General features: G+C 41.4%; 22 protein-coding genes. 8 read left to right on the top strand and 14 right to left on the bottom strand.

The genetic code is table 11. The features are described 5' to 3' along the window. The first annotated feature begins 139 nt into the window (after window positions 1–139). The 4 genes from D0S24_RS10995 to D0S24_RS10980 all read left to right on the top strand — a co-directional run bounded on the left by D0S24_RS10995 (window position 140) and on the right by D0S24_RS10980 (window position 3313). Window positions 140–727 carry a PASTA domain-containing protein gene (locus tag D0S24_RS10995; RefSeq protein WP_117019928.1) on the top strand — a complete coding sequence of 196 codons (588 nt, stop codon included), beginning with the start codon at window positions 140–142 and terminating at the stop codon, window positions 725–727. 2 nt (window positions 728–729) lie between these two features. Continuing rightward, entirely contained in the window at window positions 730–1761 is a 1032-nt protein-coding gene (locus tag D0S24_RS10990) for an RluA family pseudouridine synthase (RefSeq protein ID WP_117019927.1), read from the top strand. A gap of 356 nt (window positions 1762–2117) precedes the next feature. Next, a complete protein-coding gene (gene yaaA, locus D0S24_RS10985; RefSeq protein WP_117020229.1) occupies window positions 2118–2879 on the top strand; it encodes a peroxide stress protein YaaA in 762 nt (253 codons plus the stop codon). Window positions 2880–2950: 71 nt separating this feature from the next. After that, the gene (locus tag D0S24_RS10980) at window positions 2951–3313 is read left to right on the top strand and encodes a hypothetical protein (protein ID WP_117019926.1); all 363 of its coding nucleotides are present in this window, start codon (window positions 2951–2953) and stop codon (window positions 3311–3313) included. Window positions 3314–3370: 57 nt separating this feature from the next. Here D0S24_RS10980 and D0S24_RS10975 read toward each other — a convergent pair whose 3' ends face one another. Further along, window positions 3371–3499 (bottom strand): 30S ribosomal protein THX, encoded by a 129-nt coding sequence (locus D0S24_RS10975; protein ID WP_117019925.1) that lies wholly within the window; start codon window positions 3497–3499, stop codon window positions 3371–3373. 222 nt (window positions 3500–3721) lie between these two features. Between D0S24_RS10975 and D0S24_RS10970 the strand changes: the two genes are divergently transcribed. Next, window positions 3722–7174, top strand: a complete 3453-nt coding sequence (locus tag D0S24_RS10970) for a pyruvate carboxylase (protein WP_117019924.1) — start codon at window positions 3722–3724, stop codon at window positions 7172–7174. 113 nt (window positions 7175–7287) lie between these two features. Next, on the top strand, window positions 7288–8010 hold the full coding sequence (locus tag D0S24_RS10965; RefSeq protein ID WP_117019923.1) for a uracil-DNA glycosylase family protein: 723 nt from the start codon (window positions 7288–7290) through the stop codon (window positions 8008–8010). 45 nt (window positions 8011–8055) lie between these two features. Here D0S24_RS10965 and D0S24_RS21085 read toward each other — a convergent pair whose 3' ends face one another. From D0S24_RS21085 to D0S24_RS10905, 13 genes are all read right to left on the bottom strand, one after another. Beyond that, window positions 8056–8199 carry a hypothetical protein gene (locus D0S24_RS21085; protein ID WP_170126368.1) on the bottom strand — a complete coding sequence of 48 codons (144 nt, stop codon included), beginning with the start codon at window positions 8197–8199 and terminating at the stop codon, window positions 8056–8058. A 95-nt stretch (window positions 8200–8294) separates the two neighbouring features. After that, a complete protein-coding gene (locus D0S24_RS10960; protein WP_117019922.1) occupies window positions 8295–8696 on the bottom strand; it encodes a hypothetical protein in 402 nt (133 codons plus the stop codon). A 369-nt stretch (window positions 8697–9065) separates the two neighbouring features. After that, window positions 9066–9281, bottom strand: coding sequence for a hypothetical protein (locus tag D0S24_RS10955; RefSeq protein ID WP_117019921.1), 216 nt, complete (start codon window positions 9279–9281; stop codon window positions 9066–9068). 5 nt (window positions 9282–9286) lie between these two features. After that, complete coding sequence (trpA, locus tag D0S24_RS10950) at window positions 9287–10051, bottom strand: tryptophan synthase subunit alpha (protein WP_117019920.1); 765 nt, start codon at window positions 10049–10051, stop codon at window positions 9287–9289. A 112-nt stretch (window positions 10052–10163) separates the two neighbouring features. Then, window positions 10164–11345 carry a tryptophan synthase subunit beta gene (gene trpB, locus D0S24_RS10945; RefSeq protein WP_117019919.1) on the bottom strand — a complete coding sequence of 394 codons (1182 nt, stop codon included), beginning with the start codon at window positions 11343–11345 and terminating at the stop codon, window positions 10164–10166. A 165-nt stretch (window positions 11346–11510) separates the two neighbouring features. After that, window positions 11511–12161: a phosphoribosylanthranilate isomerase gene (locus tag D0S24_RS10940; protein ID WP_117019918.1), complete on the bottom strand. Its 651-nt coding sequence runs from the start codon at window positions 12159–12161 to the stop codon at window positions 11511–11513. 10 nt (window positions 12162–12171) lie between these two features. Further along, on the bottom strand, window positions 12172–12954 hold the full coding sequence (trpC, locus tag D0S24_RS10935) for an indole-3-glycerol phosphate synthase TrpC (protein WP_117019917.1): 783 nt from the start codon (window positions 12952–12954) through the stop codon (window positions 12172–12174). A gap of 37 nt (window positions 12955–12991) precedes the next feature. Beyond that, window positions 12992–13984: an anthranilate phosphoribosyltransferase gene (gene trpD / locus D0S24_RS10930; protein ID WP_117019916.1), complete on the bottom strand. Its 993-nt coding sequence runs from the start codon at window positions 13982–13984 to the stop codon at window positions 12992–12994. 139 nt (window positions 13985–14123) lie between these two features. Further along, window positions 14124–14753: an aminodeoxychorismate/anthranilate synthase component II gene (locus tag D0S24_RS10925; protein WP_117020228.1), complete on the bottom strand. Its 630-nt coding sequence runs from the start codon at window positions 14751–14753 to the stop codon at window positions 14124–14126. A gap of 87 nt (window positions 14754–14840) precedes the next feature. Then, on the bottom strand, window positions 14841–16238 hold the full coding sequence (locus D0S24_RS10920; RefSeq protein ID WP_117019915.1) for an anthranilate synthase component I family protein: 1398 nt from the start codon (window positions 16236–16238) through the stop codon (window positions 14841–14843). Between the two features lie 280 nt (window positions 16239–16518). Beyond that, window positions 16519–17097 carry a YceI family protein gene (locus tag D0S24_RS10915; protein WP_117019914.1) on the bottom strand — a complete coding sequence of 193 codons (579 nt, stop codon included), beginning with the start codon at window positions 17095–17097 and terminating at the stop codon, window positions 16519–16521. A 38-nt stretch (window positions 17098–17135) separates the two neighbouring features. Beyond that, on the bottom strand, window positions 17136–17768 hold the full coding sequence (locus D0S24_RS10910) for an NAD(P)H-dependent oxidoreductase (protein ID WP_117019913.1): 633 nt from the start codon (window positions 17766–17768) through the stop codon (window positions 17136–17138). 43 nt (window positions 17769–17811) lie between these two features. Then, a complete protein-coding gene (locus tag D0S24_RS10905; protein WP_117019912.1) occupies window positions 17812–18258 on the bottom strand; it encodes a MarR family winged helix-turn-helix transcriptional regulator in 447 nt (148 codons plus the stop codon). 210 nt (window positions 18259–18468) lie between these two features. On the opposite strand from D0S24_RS10905, the gene D0S24_RS10900 reads away from it, so the two are divergent. After that, window positions 18469–18780, top strand: a complete 312-nt coding sequence (locus D0S24_RS10900; protein ID WP_117019911.1) for a rhodanese-like domain-containing protein — start codon at window positions 18469–18471, stop codon at window positions 18778–18780. A 102-nt stretch (window positions 18781–18882) separates the two neighbouring features. Further along, the gene (locus D0S24_RS10895; protein ID WP_117019910.1) at window positions 18883–20166 is read left to right on the top strand and encodes a DUF2851 family protein; all 1284 of its coding nucleotides are present in this window, start codon (window positions 18883–18885) and stop codon (window positions 20164–20166) included. The last annotated feature ends 7 nt before the right edge of the window (window positions 20167–20173 follow it).

The raw sequence follows: 20173 nt of genomic DNA, 5'->3' as shown, positions 1-20173 counted from the left end.
GGCATCCTTTAAAACGCGCATAATCTATCAGGCTAGTTTTAAACCAGTTCGGGGGTTAAAATCAATAATCAAATAACCTGCGTTCAAAGTAAAGAAAAAGCGTCCGGTTTTCTATCTTTGTGGCACAAGAAAATATACGATGCGAAATTTTTTTAATTTTTTAAGGAGTAAATCTTTTGTGATACAGTTGGTGTTGGCCTTGGTGGTTTCTGTTTTGTTGGTAGTCGCCACCTTACAGTATTTAAAGGCCACTACCAATCACGGCAAGTTTGTGGAGGTTCCCGATCTATCCAAATTATCGGTGACGGAGATGAGGTCGCTAATAGATGAATCCCGGTTGAGATATGAGGTATTGGATTCGGCCAACTATAACCCAACCTATCCCAGGTTTTCCATAATAGATCAAACGCCCCGTGCCGGAAGCAAGGTGAAGGAGAACAGGAAAATTTACATTACCGTTAATCCGTCCGGATATAAAAAAGTTACTATCCCCAATATTATTCAGGTTACCCAAAGAAATGCCAGCTCTATGCTCAAAGCAGTTGGTTTGGAAGTGGAAAGGGTTACCTATGTGGACGAATTGGGCAAGGATATGGTCTATAATATTAAGCATAAAGGGAAATATATTGTTCCTGGAGACAAGTTGCCAAAAACCTCAAAGATAGAATTGATATGCGGTAACGGTCATATTACCTCAAGGGCAGAAGTAAAGGCGGAGTCCGAATAATTATGGAAGCACAGGATGAGTTTGAATTAAATGAGGAGGAACTTTTTGAGCATCACAGTTTTAAGGCTTCCAAAGGTCAGGACCCATTAAGGATCGATAAGTTTTTAATGAATTTCATTGAGAACGCCACACGCAATAAGATTCAGCAGGCGGCTAGGGATGGAAATGTCTGGGTAAACGGTACTACGGTAAAACAGAATTATAAGGTAAAGGCAGGGGACCATATCAGGGTCATGTTTGCCCACCCGCCCCATGAAAACCTGCTTACACCGGAGAACATACCATTGGATATTGTCTACGAGGACGATGTTCTTTTAGTGGTGAATAAACCGGCAGGAATGGTAGTGCATCCCGGGCACGGCAATTATTCGGGAACCTTGATCAATGCCCTGATCTATCATTTCGATAATTTACCGAAGAACAGTGATGAGCGGCCCGGATTGGTGCATAGAATAGATAAGGATACCTCGGGACTATTGGTTGTGGCAAAAACCGAAGCGGCTATGACGCATTTGGCCAAGCAGTTTTTTGAAAAATCCAGCGAACGCGAGTATATAGCCTTGGTCTGGGGAAATGTGGAAGAGGAAGAGGGAACTATAGAGGGGCATATTGGGCGCAATCCCAAGAACAGGTTACAGATGCATGTCTTTCCGGAAGGAGAGCAGGGCAAGGAGGCCGTTACCCATTACAAGGTTTTGGAACGTTTTGGATACGTAACCCTGCTTTCCTGTACCTTGGAAACAGGAAGAACACATCAGATCAGAGTGCATTTGAGACATATTGGCCATACCTTGTTCAACGATGAGCGGTATGGTGGGGAAAAAGTTCTAAAGGGGACCACCTTCACGAAATACAAGCAATTTGTGGATAATGCGTTCAAGATTTTACCTAGGCAGGCCCTGCATGCAAAGACCTTGGGCTTTGTACATCCCGTTTCCGGTAAATTTATGAGGTTCAACTCCGAAATTCCGGAGGATATGGCCAATTGCATTGAAAAATGGAAGCAATACGCCAAACATAGCCAGGCCGAATAGGTTTCGTTTATACCAATATCGACAACAAGATTTTAAAGGCTTAGGTTATTACAAGCTGAGCCATTATTTTTGGTCTATTCTTAAAATGTTCCAATACGTATGAAATGAGCCATAACAAATCTTGGTACCAACCGATATGTTCAATGGCTAATTCCACCCGCCAGAACGAGGCAGTCGGGCTGGCCCGCCCGTCCGCCCGTTCCGGTACGGACGGGAACGAAGAAGTCGGGCAGGTCCGACCTTTAAAAAACAATAAATTTGAACAGATGAAACATCCATGACTAAAGGTTTTGTCACACGGCGGAATGATTATTAGGATGTTACATGTGACATTTGAAAACAATAAATATAAACACATGAAAATTGTAATATCACCTGCAAAATCCTTGGATTTTGAAAGCAAACTGCCCACAAAGGAATATTCCCAACCCTTATTTTTAAAGGAGGCGGAACAGTTGAACAAAGTTTTGGCGAAGAAAAAGCCCAAGGCCTTATCTGCCTTAATGGGTATTTCGGACAATCTTGCAGAACTGAATTGGGAAAGGAACCAGCAGTTTACACTACCCTTCACCCAGGCAAACGCCAGACCGGCCATATATGCGTTTAACGGGGATGTCTACCACGGCTTGGACGCCTATACCCTTGAAACGGATAAACTGGAAAGTCTCCAGGAGAAACTGAGAATCTTATCGGGCCTGTACGGTGTTTTAAAACCTTTGGATCTAATGCAGCCCTATAGATTGGAAATGGGGACACAATTAAAACTGGGACGAAAAAAGAATTTATACGAGTTTTGGAAAAAACGGATTACCGATCAACTAAATTCTGAACTGCAGGACAAAGAGCTTTTTCTTAATCTGGCCAGCAATGAGTATTTTGGGGCCGTAGATGAAAAACTTCTTAAAGTGCCGGTAATTACCCCAATTTTCAAGGATTGGAAGAACGATAATTTAAAAATCATCAGTTTTTTTGCCAAAAAAGCCAGAGGGACCATGGTGCGGTACATTTTGGATACCGACGCCAAAACAAGGGAGGATATTTTGGGATTTGACAGGGACGGCTATCAGTACAGCAAGGAACATACCCTAAAGGAAAATCAACCAGTGTTTATCCGATAGAATATTTTCGAAAAAATAGCGTTATTTTCATGTAAGTGCTATTTAATTGGATTAACTGGATTTGAATTGATATGAAAAGACTGGCTTTATTTTTTTTGATAACTACTTTGTTTATTGGTTGTTCGGATAGGGATGACGATCTGGATGGGGTGAACATCAGGATTAAAAATGAAAGCAATGTTATTTTCGACACAGTTCAGGTGGGCAGTGACGAAATGATTCATGAAAATATAGGTCCTGACGAATATTCGGGATATCTGGAATATGAATCGGCCTATTCCTATGGCTATATACATATAACGGTTGGTGAGGAGAGCTACGTTTTGCAACCTACTGATTATGTAGATGAAACCCAATTGGAATATGGGTTTTACACCTATGCACTTAGTATCTCAGAGGAAGGGAATGTTCTCTTGGATTTTGTTGTGGACTAGCGCGGTCATCTTTCTTTCAAAGCACCAAAAATTCAACCAATATAATATCCTTGGCCTTTATTTTTTCTTACCGGGATTTATTTTTTCTTCTACAGTAGGTCTTTTTTTTATTTTTCGTTTGCGCCTGGTGCCATAGGTGCCGTTAACAATTTTTCCTCTTTTCGACTTTTTATCACCTTTTCCCATTTTCGACTGTATTTTATCTTCTTTAAAACTCAAGACGAGTTCTTAAAGTTAAAATATTAATACCTTATCGGCAAGTTTTATAAATAGAAACACTTTTGGCCCATAATTTTGATTTGTAACAAATTTCTTTAAAGATATACTTTTAACATATTGGCGGCCTAGCCCTAATATGCTAAGTTTGTAAAATTATGTTAAATTGGGGAATTCCAAAAAAGTAATAGGTTGAAAATAAAAAAGGTATTAGTAGCAAATAGGGGCGAGATCGCCATTCGTATATTTAGGGCATGTGTAGAAATAGGTATTAAGACAGTTGGGGTATATACTTACGAAGACCGCTATTCCCTGCACCGCTACAAGGCAGATGAAAGTTATCAGATAGGGGAGGACAACGATCCCTTAAAGCCCTATTTGGATATGGATGCCCTCATCAAGGTTGCCAAGGACAATAATGTGGACGCCATACATCCCGGATATGGCTTCCTGTCGGAAAATGCCAAATTTGCACAAAAATGCGATGACCACGGTATTATTTTCGTTGGTCCAAAAGTATCGGTACTAAAGGCTCTGGGAGATAAGATTACGGCAAAGGAAGTTGCCGTAGCCAATAATATTCCAATTATAAGAAGTAGTGATAAGGACCTTACCGATATAGATACGGCCCTGGCCGAGGCAAAGAAGATTGGTTATCCCCTAATGCTTAAAGCGGCTTCAGGTGGTGGCGGTCGCGGTATGAGGGTAATCCGAACTGAGGAGGAACTTAAAAAAGGATTTCCGGAAGCAAGAAGGGAATCCCTAAACGCATTTGGAGACGATACGGTTTTCCTGGAAAAATTTGTGGAAAACCCCAAACATATAGAAATTCAGATCGTTGCGGATACCCATGGCAATATAGTGCACTTATTTGAGCGCGATTGTTCCGTACAAAGGCGCTACCAGAAGGTGATAGAATTTGCCCCTTCCATTGGCCTGCCACAGGAAACAAAGGACAAGCTGTACAAGTATGCCATAGACATTTGCCGGGCCGTGGACTATAACAATATAGGTACGGTAGAATTTTTGGTAGATGATGACGGAAGTATTTATTTTATTGAAGTAAACCCAAGGATCCAGGTAGAGCATACAGTGACCGAAATGATCACTAATATAGACCTGGTCAAGGCCCAACTGTTCATAGCCGGAGGGTATAAACTTTCCGATACGCAAATTAAGATTCAGGATCAGGCCTCCGTAATTGTTACAGGCTATGCGCTACAATGTAGGATAACTACCGAGGATCCCGGGAACGATTTTAAACCGGATTATGGGGTGGTCACTACTTATAGGAGTGCCTCTGGATTGGGGATTAGGTTGGATGCAGGAAGTATTTATCAAGGGGTGGCTATATCTCCATTTTTCGATTCTATGCTAGTAAAGGTGTCCGCCATCAGTAGAACTTTGGACGGATCGTGCAGAAAAATGCGCAGGGCATTGGCAGAATTCCGTATCCGTGGGGTTAAGACCAATATGGCCTTTTTGGACAATATCTTAAAGCATCCTACTTTTAGGGAGGGCAAGGTTACCGTAAATTTTATAAAGAACGAACCCGAACTATTCCAATTTGTGGAACCAAGGAACCGTGCCAATAAATTAGTAGAGTTTTTGGGAGAGGTTATTGTAAACGGGAATCCCGATGTGAAGAAATTGGATAGGGACCATATCTTTTCCAAACCAAAAGTCCCTTCATTCCCTAAGTTCGAAGGTTATCCAAAAGGCACAAAGGACCTGTTGACAGAATTGGGTCCGGAGCAGTTTGCACAGTGGCTTTCGAATGAAAAAAAGGTACATTTTACGGATACTACTATGCGTGATGCACATCAAAGTTTGTTGGCCACGCGCATGCGGACAGTGGATATGTTGAAAGTGGCCGAGGGCTACGCCAAGAACCATCCGGAAGTTTTTAGTATGGAGGTCTGGGGAGGGGCCACCTTTGATGTCTGCCTTCGGTTTTTACAGGAAAACCCATGGGAGCGTTTGGAGCTATTGCGCAAAGCGATGCCCAATATCCTGTTGCAGATGTTGATAAGGGGCTCCAACGGGGTTGGTTATACCGCTTATCCCGATAATTTGATAGAACGGTTTGTTGAGGAATCCTACACATCCGGAGTAGATGTATTTCGGATATTCGATTCGCTCAACTGGATGAAATCGCTTGCTCCATGTATTGAATATGTACGTACCAAGACCAAGGGTCTGGCCGAAGGTTCCCTTTGCTATACAGGGGACATTTTGGATCCCTCCAAAACAAAGTACGACCTAAAATATTATGTGCAATTGGCCAAGGACATAGAAAATGCAGGCGCACATATTTTAGGAGTCAAGGATATGGCAGGCCTTTTAAAGCCATATGCCGCCTACGAATTGATTTCTGCCTTAAAATCAGAAATTAAAATCCCGATACATTTGCATACCCATGATACCGCTTCTACCCAATCTGCCATGTATCTAAAGGCGATCGAGGCCGGAGTGGATGTGGTTGATGTAGCCCTGGGCGGTTTGTCCGGACTTACTTCCCAACCCAATTTCAATTCAGTGGTAGAGATGTTGCGTTTTAATGAGCGCCAGAATATTTTGAATACGGAGAAATTGGCCGAATATTCCAATTATTGGGAAACTGTCCGTAATTACTACTATACCTTTGAGTCTGGATTAAAATCGGGTACCGGAGAGGTATACGGTCATGAAATACCGGGCGGGCAGTATTCCAATCTTAAGGGGCAGGCCATAGCTTTGGGATTGGAGAATAAATTTCCGGAGGTTACCAAAATGTACGGGGAAGTAAATAAACTTTTCGGGGATATTGTAAAGGTTACCCCCAGTTCCAAAGTGGTAGGGGATATGGCACAATATATGATCAGTAACGGACTTACGGTAGAGGATGTTCTTGAAAGAGGGGAAAGTATTTCCTTTCCCCAATCCGTAATAGGGTTCTTTAAAGGGGATTTGGGCCAACCCGTTGGTGGTTTCCCCGCTAAGCTACAGAAGATTGTACTGAAGGATGAAAAACCTTTTACGGACAGGCCCAATGCGCATTTGGAACCTATCGATTTCGATAAGGAATTTACTGCCTTTAAAAGAAAGTTCAGTTCCGGAATGGGACGTGAGCTACTTATAACCGATTTCCTTTCCTATAAACTATATCCAAAGGTTTTTACGGATGCCTATAACCACCATGTTAAATATGGCAATGTTATGAACATTCCCACCAAGAATTTCTTTTATGGGATGGATATTGGGGAAGAGATCATCGTGGAGTTGGACAGGGGCAAAAACATACTGGTTTCCCTTATGCTCAAGGGAGAACCTGATGAAGCTGGAAATGTCAGTATTTACTTTAAGGTAAACGGCCAATTGAGAAACGTAATTATTAAGGATAGATCCGTTAAGGTAGAGAAGCTTGAAAATGTTAAAGTAGATACTTCTGATCCAAAACAGATAGGTGCCCCGTTGCAGGGATTATTGTCCAGTGTTTTGGTAAAGAAGAACCAAGAGGTGAAAAAGAACCAACCCTTATTTGTTATTGAAGCCATGAAAATGGAAACAACCGTTACCGCCACGGAAGAAGGCGTTGTTGATAGGGTGCAACTAAGCGGGGGGTCACTAGTAAATTCGGAAGATTTGGTGCTGGTATTAAAGTAATTATCAAAGTTGGGTTAATACTCCAGTTACAGGGAGTTCCCAAATAATTGGGTGTTTCCCTGTTACCTTTTGTTTTGTCCCCTTACCTTTATAGGCCAAAGCCCGTGAAATAGATGAAGTCTTCCAATATATTCTTGCATACCCATCCCTATGAACCTATTTTGTTCGAGGAAGCCACCAAATTTATCGTAGGGACCCTACCACCTCCCAGGTTTACCACTGGAAACTTAAAAGAGGGGGATGTAAATTTTTGCTACGGTAGCCGGGATGGTCAGCTGTGGCCCATTTTAGATCGCATTTTTGGACTCAATTTAGATTTTGAAACTACGGAAAAGGCTATTGGCCAGCGTATGGATTTTTTAAGGGAGCAAAGAATAGGGATATGTGATATTGTTCAAAGTGCGGAACGTTCCAAGATCGATGCTTCGGATCTTGGGATGGAAAACATCGTATTGAGGGATATGTTGGGGTACTTGAAACAGTGTCCCAAGGTGGGTACCTTGCTGTTTACAGGGGGTAATAGTAAAAATGGTCCAGAATTTTTATTTAGAAAATACCTTAAAGAACATGGAGTTGGCCTGGAATCGGTTTCCAATGAGGTGCCCCGTATCCATCGGTTCTTTCTTCCAACTGCCAAATTGGATATTTCAAGGAACACAATGGAACAGACGAACCTTAATAGGCAGCGAATAATTAAAACGGTATCCTTGACCGCACCTTCCGGAGCCGCCAACAGGGCCGTGGGGAGCTTGGAAAAGTACAAAATGATGAAAAATGAAAACCCTGAATTCAATACGATCGATTTCAGGGTTTTACAGTATAAAGAATTCTTCTAAGAGTATTCCTTCATGTTTTAGTTCATGGAACTATTCAGCTATATATTAATGCTTGTTCTGTTGATCTTTTATAGTGTCTTTTTCAATGTCAAATTTATTGGTGTCAACATTGGTATTCCCGGTAGGATTGGTTGGATTGGATTGTTCCACTTTTCTCTTAAATTTTCTCTTATCATTTATAATTCCCATTCTTATTAAGTTTTAAGGTTCATACCCAACTTAACAAAACTATCCCTGAAATACCGTTAATGCCTTATTAAATCTTTGTTAGGGAATGTTAAGGCTCAAAGTTTAATTTTTAAAGTAAGCGTTGGATGCGCTTTTGTTGAAACCAAGTTGTCTCCGGATAAATAAATAGGCTTATAGTCAAATGTAATGGACATGGCAGTCTTCTTATTTTTGCCGGCACTTATAAAATAGGGAATACTGGATAAACCGGTCAAAAATCCGACAGTGCCGATAATGCCAGCTATGTCTGTGGTACTGGCGGATCCACTATCCCAGCTGGAATCAAAAATAGCGAATCCTCCAACAGCCATTGCCGTTCCACCCGCAAGTAATATCCAAGCGGTAGTTTTTTGTTTTTTGCTTTTCTGTAGAAAATAATCTTTGGAGAATTCTCTGGTCTGTCCCACCAAAACGGAGCTGACAAGTAGTAATGCAAGAAGTAAGCGAATTGTTTTCATGACATTTTTGTTAATGACAATTTAGAAATTCATCTAATTCAAGGGGCAACTACTTTTTTAAGGTATTCAAGGAGCAGATAATTAATGGTTTGATATATTAAAGGTAGACGTATAATTTGGATATTCAGTCTATCGGGTAGTTAAATGAAGAGAGGGGTCAAGAAAGTAATTAATGTAAGGTTTGTATCTGGCTGTCCAAAGTGTAATTCCTCCGCAGGCAGTGGGCATTAGGTCTATGGGTCAACACTGGATTTTCAGTGTTTGATTACCTTTTTCTGAGGATTTATACCCTGTTGCTGTTGCGTTCAGTCGGTGTGTCATTCCTGCGCAGGCAGGAATCCCGAAACGCGGTATAATTACAGTAGAAACTTACTTTTTAAGGACTTTAATGACCAATAACCTTAATAGCAGAACAAACGGAAATCCATGCAAAAGAACATCGAACCAGTCCATGGGTTTCATGCCGGTAGCACCTCCCAAAATCCATTTTACTTTACCAAGGATGTGGGGTTCCGGAAAATAAGGGGCCAGGCCAAGGGTTAGGCACAAAAGCAGCATTATTTTCCAGTTATTTATTACCTCCATGGCTGCTATTTTCGAATTCCCTTCACAAAATCCACAATTTTAGGTACACCGTTTTGTGTCAGAAATTTAATAAATGCCGATCCAATGATGGCTCCCTTTGCCTGTTTGGTAGCTTGTTGGAAGGTTTCCGAATTGCTTATGCCAAAGCCTACCACCTGAGGGTTTTTCAAGTTCATTTCCGCAATGCGCCCAAAGTAAGTTTCCTGACTGTTCCCAAAACCATCCTGGGAACCGGTAACGCTGGCGGAACTTACCATATAGATAAATCCATCGGAGGCCTCATCAATTTCCCGGATACGGGCATCACTGGTCTGTGGGGTTATCAAGAAAACATTCACTAGCCCATATTTTTTAAATATGGCTTCATAATCTTCTTGGTATACGTCCAAAGGCAGGTCGGGCAAAATAAGGCCGTCTATCCCAATTTCCTGACATTTTTTACAGAATTCCTCCACACCGTATTGTAGAACGGGATTGAAATATCCCATCAGGATCAAGGGTATGGAAACCGATTTTCGGATATCTTTTAACTGCTGAAATAACAGGGAGGTGGTCATGCCATTCTTCAGGGCTTGGGTAGAACTGGCCTGTATGGTAGGGCCATCTGCCAAGGGATCGCTGAAGGGCAATCCTATCTCGATCATATCCACACCATTGTTTTCAAGATCTTGGATAATTTTTACCGTATCGTTTAAGGAGGGGTAGCCCGCGGTAAAGTAAATGGACAATAGTTTTTTATCTTCCCGCAATTTTTGATGTATTCTGTTCATAATTATAGTACTGAGTATTGAGTAGGTAGTACCGAGTATTGCTGTCAATATCAGTATAGAGTCTTATTAATAGGGTTTCTCAATACTCAATACTGACTACTCCGTACTGTATTTATAACTTAAAATATTTTATATAGGTATCCAAATCCTTATCGCCCCGTCCCGAAAGATTAAAGACGACCACATCCTCTGGCCTGAATTTTCTGGTTTCCAGTATGGCAAATGCATGTGAGGACTCGATGGCCGGAATAATCCCTTCCAATTTGGACAGTTCCATCCCTGCCTGCATAGCTTCATCGTCCGTAATGGCAATAAATTCCGCCCTGCCCGTTTTGTAAAGGTGGGCGTGCATTGGCCCAACTCCCGGATAATCCAGTCCGGCAGAAATGGAATAGGGTTCGGTAATCTGCCCATCGGGGGTCTGCATCAATAAGGTTTTACAGCCATGGATGATACCCATTTTTCCAAGAACCGATGTTGCCGCACTTTCACCGCTATCTACGCCCAGTCCTGCAGCTTCCACCGCTATTATGCCCACTTCCTTTTCGTGGAGAAAATGATAGAAGGTACCGGCAGCATTACTACCGCCCCCAATACAGGCTACAACGTAATCTGGATTTTCCCTGCCTTCCTTTTCCTTCAATTGCCATTTTATTTCCTCGGAAATTATGGACTGGAACCGGGTTACCATATCCGGATAGGGATGGGGCCCTATGGCAGAACCAATAATATAATGGGTATCCACAGGATTGTTGATCCAATCCCTTATGGCCTCATTGGTAGCATCCTTTAAAGTCTTGCTTCCGGACAGTGCCGGCCGTACCTCTGCTCCGAGCATTTTCATGCGGGCAACATTGGGAGCTTGTCTGGCAATATCTATTTCTCCCATATAGACAATACACTCCATTCCCATAAGGGCACACACCGTTGCAGTAGCTACACCGTGTTGCCCGGCACCGGTTTCCGCAATGATCCTGGTCTTGCCCAGGCGTTTGGCCATTAAGATCTGACCAATGGTGTTGTTTACCTTATGGGCCCCGGTATGATTAAGGTCTTCACGCTTTAAATATACCTTGGTGTTGTACTTTTCCGATAAACGTTTGGCAAAATAAAGAGGCGAAGGCCTACCTACATAGTCTTTCAATAATTGGTCAAATTCCTTTTTAAAGGAGGGTTCCGCCATTATTTTTAAATATTGCCTTCTAAGGTTTTCAACATTCGGATAGAGCATTTCAGGAATAAAAGCTCCTCCAAACTCTCCGTAATATCCCTTTTCGTCTACGTTGTAATTCATATTTTATTAATTAGATGCTAGATGTTGCACGCTAGATACTAGACATTGTTAATTGTTAATTGTTAATTGTTAATTGAACATTGAACATTGAACATTGAACATTGAACATTGAATTTTCTCCCTATCAACTGCCAACTGTTTCTGCCAACTATAATTCCTTCCCATTTACTCACTACTCACTACTTCTTTAAATTCCTTCAATTTTTTAATATCTTTTAATCCCGGTTCCGATTCAAATTTACTATTGACATCAATGGCGTGGCAATATGTTGATTCCGGTCTTTGTTGAAATTCCCTTATTTTTTCAATCTCTTCCACTCCAATGCCACCACTTAGAAAATAGGGTTTATTGGAGGGATAGTTTTTTAACACCTCCCAATTGAAGGTGTATCCATTGCCCCCGGGCAATTTGCCCTTGGTGTCAAAAAGAAAAAAATCGCAAACATTTTCATAAGGAGCCAAAATATTAAAATCAAAATCCTCTTTTACGGAGAACACTTTAATGATTTCCAGGTCCATTATCCCTGTGGCCTTGGAGCGGTCATGTATTATTTTTTTTAGGTCGCTACAAAATTCCGGGCTTTCCTTTCCGTGCAATTGTACCGCCCCTAAGCCATATCTGTTAACTTTTTCCAGAATTTCATCGAGGGTTGCATCCACAAATACACCTACTTTTTTAATGGTGGCCGGCAATTCGGGAATAATTCCTTCAAAAAACCTTTTGGAGGGTTCCCAAAATATAAAGCCAAGATAATCAGGTTGAAGGGCGGCCACTTCCAGGGTATTCAATTTCATTCCACACACTTTCAGTTTCATGGCTCTTAAATTAGGATATCGATTTTATAAATTGTAACGCACTTAGTCCGGGATTATCGGTTTTCATAAAATTCTCGCCTATAAGGAAGCCTTTGTAGCCATATGGTTTTAACTCTTCTATAGCCTCTGTAGAACTTATACCGCTTTCGGAAACCTTCACAAAATCGTCCGGAATTAATTTGGACAGGGTTTTACTGGTGTCCAGGCTTACTTCAAAAGTCTTTAAATTCCTATTGTTCACGCCCAACATGTCCAAACTGGGCATAATGGATTTCCGTAATTCCTCTTCGTCATGTACCTCTAATAATACCTCCAAGTCCAATTGTTTCGCAAATTCGGAAAATGCCTTTATCCCATCACGGGGCAAGATGGCGGCTATCAATAAAATAACATCCGCTCCATGGGCCTTGGCCTCCAATATTTGATATTCGTCTATGATGAATTCCTTGCGGAGCAACGGCATCTGTACGGATGCCCTGGCCAACAAAAGGTCGTCCAAAGATCCTCCGAAATATTTTCCATCCGTTAAGACCGACATGCCGCAGGCACCTGCCTTTTCATAGCCTATTGCTACATCGGAGACGCTGTTGTTTTGGTTGATGACCGATTTGGACGGGGATCTTCGTTTGTGCTCGGCGATAATTCCGCTATTGCTATTTTTAAGGGCATTGGCCAGGGAAACCGTGGGTCTCTGAAACAATACGGAGGCTTCCAACTGGGAAACCGGGATAATGGATTTTTTTAAATCCACTTCCTTTCTTTTATCCAAAACTATTTTATCCAGTATATTCATGATACTATAATATTGACTTGGGCATGCCCATCCATATCTATTGGCTCAGTTGCTGTAATTTTTTTAATGCCGCCAGTCCCCTTCCGCTCAGCAGGGATTCCTTGGCCTCTTCAAAGCCCTCCTTCGGACTAACCCCTTTTACCGTAGCGATGGCGATTCCGGCATTGGCGCAGACCACATTGTTTTGTGGGGCAGTACCTTTTCCTTCCAGAACATTAAGAAAGACCTGTGCAGATTCCTCAATACTATCTCCGCCCACTATATCCGAGGCAGAAATGGCTTCAACTCCAAAATCCGAAGGTTTTAGCATTCCCTCGGATTTGTTGGTAATGGTCTTGGTGTTTCCGGTCAATGAAATTTCATCGTATCCGTCCAAGGCGTGCAATACGGTAAAATTCTTGTCGGTCTTTTGGTAAAGGTAACCGTACATTCTTGCCAGTTCCAAATTGAAAACTCCCACCATTTGGTTTTTGGGAAAGGCCGGGTTCACCATAGGGCCCAACATATTAAAGAAGGTTTTTACACCCAATTCCCTGCGTATGGGAGCCACATTTTTCATGGCCGGGTGAAATAACGGGGCATGCAATACGCAGATACCTGCCTCATCTATACATTTTTCAAGAAATCTGGCCTCATTACTGAATTTAATTCCCAAAAACTCCATAACATTGCTACTGCCGCACTTGGAGGATACACCATAGTTGCCATGTTTGGTAACCTTAACACCGGCCCCGGCCGTAACGAAACTGGCCAAAGTAGAGATGTTAAAAGTATCCTTGCCGTCGCCGCCCGTACCACAGAGATCTATGGGGTTGTAATGCGACAGGTCTACAGCCAAACAAAGCTCCAACAAGGCATCCCTGAAACCTTCCAATTCTTCTATGGTAACGCTACGCATCATATATACCGTTAAAAAGGCGGCAATCTGACTTGTATTGTAATCTCCCTTGGCTATATTTATCAAAACCTGTTTGGCAACCTCTTTAGGAAGTACATCGTGATTGATAAGTTGGTTTAAAATATCTTTCATGTGCTTATATTTATTGTTTTTTATCGACCAGATCTGCCCGACTTCTTCATTCCCGTCCGTACAGGAAGGGACGGACAGACGGGTCCAATATCCGAGTAATTATTTTCATTGTCCATAAGCCCTTAATAAGTCCCCTGACTTATGGCCGGTTGGGGGAGGCTACCCAGTTCTCCAATATTTTTTTGCCATGGGGAGTCAATACCGATTCGGGATGAAACTGTACGGCACTAACATTAAAGACCTTGTGGCGCAAGGACATCACCTGTCCGTTTTCATCAAAGGAGGTGGCTTCCAATACCTCTGGAAGTGCAGGGTCCACTACCCAGGAGTGATAACGGCCCACTTCGATTTCTTTGGGCAGTCCATGGAAAAGGATATCGTCCTTGACAATATTTATTTTGGTCGCTATGCCGTGGTAGACCTGGTCTATATTTGTCAACGACCCCCCAAAAACTTCTGCTATGGCCTGCTGTCCCAGGCATACTCCGAAAATACTTTTTGATGGGGCGTACATCGCTATAATTTCTTTAAGTAGACCTGCTTCGTCTGGGATGCCCGGGCCAGGGGAAAGAACGATCTTGTCAAAAGCCGCTATTTCTTCCAGACTAATTTGATCATTTCTTTTTACGGTTACGGTGCAATCCAGGTCCTCCAAATAATGGACAAGGTTGTAGGTGAAACTATCGTAATTGTCGATTACCAAAATGGATTTCCCTACTCCTTTGCCCACGGTATTGGTGTTTGTTCTATTATCTGTATTCTCTTTCATACTTCTGATGTCCTCTTTTTCAATATTTTGTATTGATCTCTCCATACGCCCACTATATAAAGCTACGGGGCAAATTAAAGGGGATTATTATATAGTTTCCGCTATTTCCAGGGCCTTGGTGAGGGCTCCCAATTTGTTGTAGGTTTCCTGAAGTTCGTTTTCAGGATTGGAAGCGGCCACCAGCCCTGCTCCTGCCTGATAATGCAATTGGTGGTTTTTACTTAAAAAGGTTCTGATCATAATGGCGTGGTTAAAGTTTCCGTTGAAATCCATAAACCCTATGGCCCCACCGTAATATCCCCTACTGGTTTTTTCATATTTCTCGATAAGCTGCATGGCCATGTGTTTGGGGGCACCGCTCAAGGTGCCGGCAGGAAAGGTATCGGCAACCACTTTCATGGTGGGGATGTCTTTTTTCTTCAACCCGGTTACTTTGGAGACCAGATGTATTACATGCGAAAAGAACTGTACTTCCCTATAGTTTTCCACTTTTACCATAGTGCCGTTTCTACTTAGGTCGTTTCTTGCAAGATCGACCAACATAACGTGTTCGCTATTTTCCTTATCGTCTATTTTTAATTTTTTGGCCAATTCCGCATCCTGTTCATCATTCCCCGTTCTCTTGAAGGTCCCGGCAATGGGGTGAATTTCCGCCTTGCCATCCTTTACTATTAATTGGGCTTCGGGAGAACTTCCAAAAATTTTGAAATCCCCGTAATCAAAATAAAACAGATAGGGAGATGGGTTTATGGATCGCAGTGCCCTGTATACGTTGAATTCGTCGCCCTTGAATTCTTGCGAGAACCTTCGGGACAATACCAATTGAAAAACGTCACCTCTGTTGCAATGTTTTTTTGCCAGTTCCACATGCTCCTTATATTCTTCGTCCTTTAAGTTGGACACTGGTTTTCCTTCTTGGGAGAAATTGTAGGAGGCAAAGTTTTTGGCGCTAAGAATCTGTTCTATTTCTCCAATATTATTTTCGGATTCATAGCAGTGCGCAAAAATATAGGCTTCGTTCTTAAAATGGTTTATGGCCACTATATTTTGATAAACGGCGTAATAGATGTCCGGGATGGAGATACTGTTATTTTTCTTGGAAATGTCTATGTCTTCAAAATACCGCACGGCATCATAGGCCATATATCCGAACATACCATTGTTTATAAATTTAAAGTCGTTGTTCTGGGAATCGAACTTTTGGCTAAAATCATGTAAAATGCCAGGGATGTCCGTTTCTTTCCCTACGCCAAATTCCACAATGGAACCGTCCGGGAATTGCTGGGTGACCGTTTCGTTTTCTACTTTTATGGAAGCTATTGGGTTGCAACATATATAAGAAAAACTATTGTCATTGGCATGATAGTCACTACTTTCCAATAGAATACTATTGGGGAAACGATCCCTGATTTTTAAATAAACACTTACAGGGGTGATGGTGTCCGCAAGAATTTTTTTGTGATGTGATATTAACTGGTATTTCATGATCATTCTTTTAATTGCTAAGCTCTGCCAATGGGTTCCTCGATTTTTATGATAAACGAAAAAAAGGCTTGTCGTGATGACAAGCCTTTTGTATAGTTATACTACAATGATGCTTTGCTCACGATGTTTTTCGTAAGTTGCTCCACCACCAAGTATTTGATACCATGTTTTTCATTGGAGGTCAAATATAAGAAGGAATTTCAAATTTACAAACCTGTGATGGGGAAAAAATAAAAAACCCCACAATTGTGAGGTTTTGAACATAACTGTTAGGGCATGATTAGAATACCAGATCCACTACTAGATCAAATTCGTCATATATGGTTTTGTCTCCTAGATTATCGAAAAAACTTCCAGATCCGTACTTAACGTCGTACTGGGAACGGTCTACCTTCATAGTGGCGGTAGCCTTGTTGCCGTAGATGGAGATGTCAAAAGTTACCGGATTGGTTTTTCCCTTTATGGTTAGGTCTCCAGTTACTTCGTAGGAGTTTTTCCCAGTAGATTTTACACTGGTAAAAACCAATTTGGAAGTAGGATGTGCGTCCACCCCAAAAAAATCATCGGATTTTAAGTGGGTCTCCAACTTTCCTTTGTATTCGCCTTCCAGGTCATTGGAAACCAAAGTGGGCATGTCCACCACAAATTCCCCTCCGGTCAATTTATCGCCTTCAAAAATCAGGGAACCCTCTTTTAGTGCGATTGTTCCGTGATGGGAACCGGTTACTTTGTAACCTTTCCAGGTCACTGTACTTTCAGAGGTTTTAATTTGTTTTACTTCGTTGTCCACTGGAGTGGATGCCATGGCTGTTAGACCAGTAAATACGGACAATACTAAACTTAATGTGTTTTTTTTCATGATTTCAATTTTAGGATAATGTTTGTTAAAGTTACTGTTTATATATAGGTAATAAGATTTTTCTTTTTTTTACGCACTTTTTTATAGTGTTGTGTTTCATCCTCCCGGGACCTATAGCCTATGGCTACAAGTACGGCCGTGTTAAGTCCTTTTTCCTTAAGCCCAAGGATTTCATTAAATTGGGCATTGTCAAAACCTTCCATAGGGCAGGTGTCAATCTTAAGATCGGCGGCTGCGGACAGTAAATTGCCCAGGGCTATATAGGTTTGTCTAGAGGTCCAGGTAGCTTTGGCCGATTCGGATAGCGGCATTAATTTGGACTTCATAAAATCTGCGTAACCTTGAAGATCATTGGAAGGAATGCCACGGGTTGCACTTACATTTTCCAAATAGTCGTCTACCAATTCTTCCCCAAAAGTAGCCTGGTTGGCCAGTACTATTAAATGGGAGGCTTCCGTTATTTGGGACTGTCCCCAAGCTGCTGGCTGCAAGGTACTTCTCAATACCGAATCTTCCACTACCAGTATTTTATACGGCTGCAATCCGTAGGAGGAGGCACTCAGAGCAGTGGCTTCCAATAAATATTCCAAATCCTTTTGGGACACCTTTTTGGATGTGTCGAACTTTTTGGTGGCATAGCGCCAATTTAAATTGTCTATATAAGAATTCATGTTTTGAATTTAATGATTATTTATAATTGTTTTTTTATTCATTTTAAAATTTATCCAATAATTCATTTAAGTTGGACAAATCCTCTTTGGAAAAATTTTCCAATAACTTTTCTTCAGCCTCCTTTATGGCCAAATCCATTAAGGTTAAGGCGGTTTCGCCTGCTGGAGTAATATTGATCTCCACTTTTCTCCGGTTACTGGGGCATACCATCCGATCCACATAACCCTTTAGGATCAACTTGTCCACCAATCTGGTGGTATTGCTCATCTTGGTGACCATTCTTTCGTTTAAGGTGGAAAGATTGGCAGGTTTCCCTTTTTGTCCCCTAAGTATCCTTAATACGTTAAATTGTTGTAATGAAACCCCTTGCGGTTTAAGTGCCACGGTCATCAACTCATTTATTTTGGTCTCAACAAGACTTAAATGTATGATGGTCCTACTTGCTATAGGAATCTGCTTATCGGTTTTTATAATTTTCTCTACATTCATGTCATTACAATAATTGTATATACAAATGTATGGATTTAATTAAATGTTCCAACAATGTTTGTGATAAAAATTTGTTAAATAATGTTGAACAAGTGTAAGTGCGGAAAATTGGGTGTTTAGTTTTGGGCAAGTACTTCCTTATATTTCCGCTTTAAATGTTGGATGATTTTTTTAAAAAACATTATTTTTGAGGAATAAAGAATAACACAAATGGCAGATTTATCACAAGAGGAGTGGAGCGAACAATTTGAAAACGACGGCAATGCCTTCTTGTTGGACGTTAGGACTCCGGAAGAAGTTGAGGAAGGATATATTCCCAACGCTACCAATATAGATATTCATTTAGGGCAAGAGTTCGTTGCCGAATTGGAAAAATTGGACAAGACAAAAAACTACTACGTGTATTGTAGGTCCGGACAACGAAGTGCACAGGCATGTGCCATCATGAACAAGTTGGGCTTTGAAAATGCATACAATTTGGTTGGCGGGTTTATGAATTGGGAAGGTGAGGTAGCGGAATAACCGGTTTAAGTCCCGTCCTTACCATAATTGGGTTCCGAAGGGTTTTCCGTTGCATGTATCTTATAAGCTTGAGGATTATCGGTTTGTGCTATACATTGAATTATGCGGGAAGATCTTTTGCATTTTATTTGGAAGTATAAAAAGCTACAATTGGGGAACCTTAAAGGCTCCAATAACGAGACCATTCAAATACTGGATGTAGGATCCCATAACCTTTTGTCCGGCCCCGACTTTTTTAATGCCAAGATTCGGATAGGTGGACAGTTGTGGGCCGGGACGGTGGAGATGCATATTAAATCTTCGGATTGGTATGCCCATAACCATGAAAAAGATCCCAATTATCAAAATGTAATACTTCATGTTGTTTGGGAAGACGATTGTGACGTTTTCAGGAGTGATAATACCGTGGTCGCCACTTTGGTCCTCAAGGATTATATTTCTTCCGACCTATTAATGGAGTACCAAAAAATGTTCTCCCGTAAAGAACGATTATTTATAAATTGTGGAAATGGGATTGGGGCCACCTCTGATTTTGTTTTGCAGAATTGGTTGGAGGTACTCTATTTTGAGCGTTTGGAAAGTAAAACCCAATTGGTGGCCAAACTTTTGGAAGTTACCAACAACGATTGGGAACAGGTGTTTTTTGTATTGCTTTTTAAAAATTTTGGACTTAAGATAAATGGGGGATCCTTTTTTGATATTGCCAAAAGGCTGCCCTTCGATGTGGTGCGCAAAATTCAGGGCAATATCCTACAAATGGAAAGTTTACTTTATGGTTTTGCAGGATTTTTGGACCATCCAATTATTGCGGATAATTATTATGATAGTCTACATAAGGAATTTGCTTTTCTTAAGGCCAAGTTCCATTTGCCGGACCAACCACAACAAAAACCGGAGTTTTTTAAACTGCGGCCATCCAATTTCCCCACTATAAGACTTTCCCAATTGGCCAATTTATATGGGTTGCATCAAAATCTATTTAGTAGGGTTGTCAATGCCAAAAGTGTAGGGGAAATTTATTCGGTCTTTAAGGTTACTGCCAGCGAATACTGGGACGACCATTATACTTTTGGAAAAGTCTCCAATAAACATTCCAAGAAACTTACCCGGAAGTTTGTGGATTTATTGATTGTCAATACCGTTCTTCCCATAAAACTGGCCTATGCAAAACATAGGGGAAGGGATGTGCCGGATGAGATATTGGATATTGTTTCGGATTTGGCATCAGAAAACAATACGGTTATTTCAAAGTTCAAGGCGCTAAATATACAATTCCCCTCAGCAAAGGAAAGTCAGGCCGTAATCCAGTTGTACAATGAATATTGTACCAAAAATAAATGTTTGCAATGTGCTGTGGGGCATCAATTATTGAATAGAAAACCCTAATTTTAAG

Source organism: Arenibacter sp. P308M17 (assembly GCF_003426735.1).
Lineage (GTDB): Bacteria > Bacteroidota > Bacteroidia > Flavobacteriales > Flavobacteriaceae > Arenibacter.
This window is presented reverse-complemented; position numbering and strand designations above follow the sequence as displayed.

Excerpts from the sequence above, each read along its gene's own strand:
- D0S24_RS10925 (WP_117020228.1), bottom strand. The coding sequence starts at position 14,753 with ATGAAAGAGAATACAGATAATAGAACAAACACCAATACCGTGGGCAAA.
- D0S24_RS10915 (WP_117019914.1), bottom strand. The coding sequence starts at position 17,097 with ATGAAAAAAAACACATTAAGTTTAGTATTGTCCGTATTTACTGGTCTA.
- trpA (WP_117019920.1), bottom strand. The coding sequence starts at position 10,051 with ATGAACAGAATACATCAAAAATTGCGGGAAGATAAAAAACTATTGTCC.
- D0S24_RS10895 (WP_117019910.1), top strand. The coding sequence starts at position 18,883 with ATGCGGGAAGATCTTTTGCATTTTATTTGGAAGTATAAAAAGCTACAA.
- D0S24_RS10965 (WP_117019923.1), top strand. The coding sequence starts at position 7,288 with ATGAAGTCTTCCAATATATTCTTGCATACCCATCCCTATGAACCTATT.
- D0S24_RS10900 (WP_117019911.1), top strand. The coding sequence starts at position 18,469 with ATGGCAGATTTATCACAAGAGGAGTGGAGCGAACAATTTGAAAACGAC.
- D0S24_RS10920 (WP_117019915.1), bottom strand. The coding sequence starts at position 16,238 with ATGAAATACCAGTTAATATCACATCACAAAAAAATTCTTGCGGACACC.
- yaaA (WP_117020229.1), top strand. The coding sequence starts at position 2,118 with ATGAAAATTGTAATATCACCTGCAAAATCCTTGGATTTTGAAAGCAAA.
- trpC (WP_117019917.1), bottom strand. The coding sequence starts at position 12,954 with ATGAATATACTGGATAAAATAGTTTTGGATAAAAGAAAGGAAGTGGAT.
- D0S24_RS10990 (WP_117019927.1), top strand. The coding sequence starts at position 730 with ATGGAAGCACAGGATGAGTTTGAATTAAATGAGGAGGAACTTTTTGAG.
- D0S24_RS10995 (WP_117019928.1), top strand. The coding sequence starts at position 140 with ATGCGAAATTTTTTTAATTTTTTAAGGAGTAAATCTTTTGTGATACAG.
- D0S24_RS10955 (WP_117019921.1), bottom strand. The coding sequence starts at position 9,281 with ATGGAGGTAATAAATAACTGGAAAATAATGCTGCTTTTGTGCCTAACC.
- D0S24_RS10910 (WP_117019913.1), bottom strand. The coding sequence starts at position 17,768 with ATGAATTCTTATATAGACAATTTAAATTGGCGCTATGCCACCAAAAAG.
- D0S24_RS10960 (WP_117019922.1), bottom strand. The coding sequence starts at position 8,696 with ATGAAAACAATTCGCTTACTTCTTGCATTACTACTTGTCAGCTCCGTT.
- D0S24_RS10940 (WP_117019918.1), bottom strand. The coding sequence starts at position 12,161 with ATGAAACTGAAAGTGTGTGGAATGAAATTGAATACCCTGGAAGTGGCC.
- D0S24_RS21085 (WP_170126368.1), bottom strand. The coding sequence starts at position 8,199 with ATGGGAATTATAAATGATAAGAGAAAATTTAAGAGAAAAGTGGAACAA.
- trpD (WP_117019916.1), bottom strand. The coding sequence starts at position 13,984 with ATGAAAGATATTTTAAACCAACTTATCAATCACGATGTACTTCCTAAA.
- D0S24_RS10905 (WP_117019912.1), bottom strand. The coding sequence starts at position 18,258 with ATGAATGTAGAGAAAATTATAAAAACCGATAAGCAGATTCCTATAGCA.
- D0S24_RS10980 (WP_117019926.1), top strand. The coding sequence starts at position 2,951 with ATGAAAAGACTGGCTTTATTTTTTTTGATAACTACTTTGTTTATTGGT.
- D0S24_RS10975 (WP_117019925.1), bottom strand. The coding sequence starts at position 3,499 with ATGGGAAAAGGTGATAAAAAGTCGAAAAGAGGAAAAATTGTTAACGGC.
- trpB (WP_117019919.1), bottom strand. The coding sequence starts at position 11,345 with ATGAATTACAACGTAGACGAAAAGGGATATTACGGAGAGTTTGGAGGA.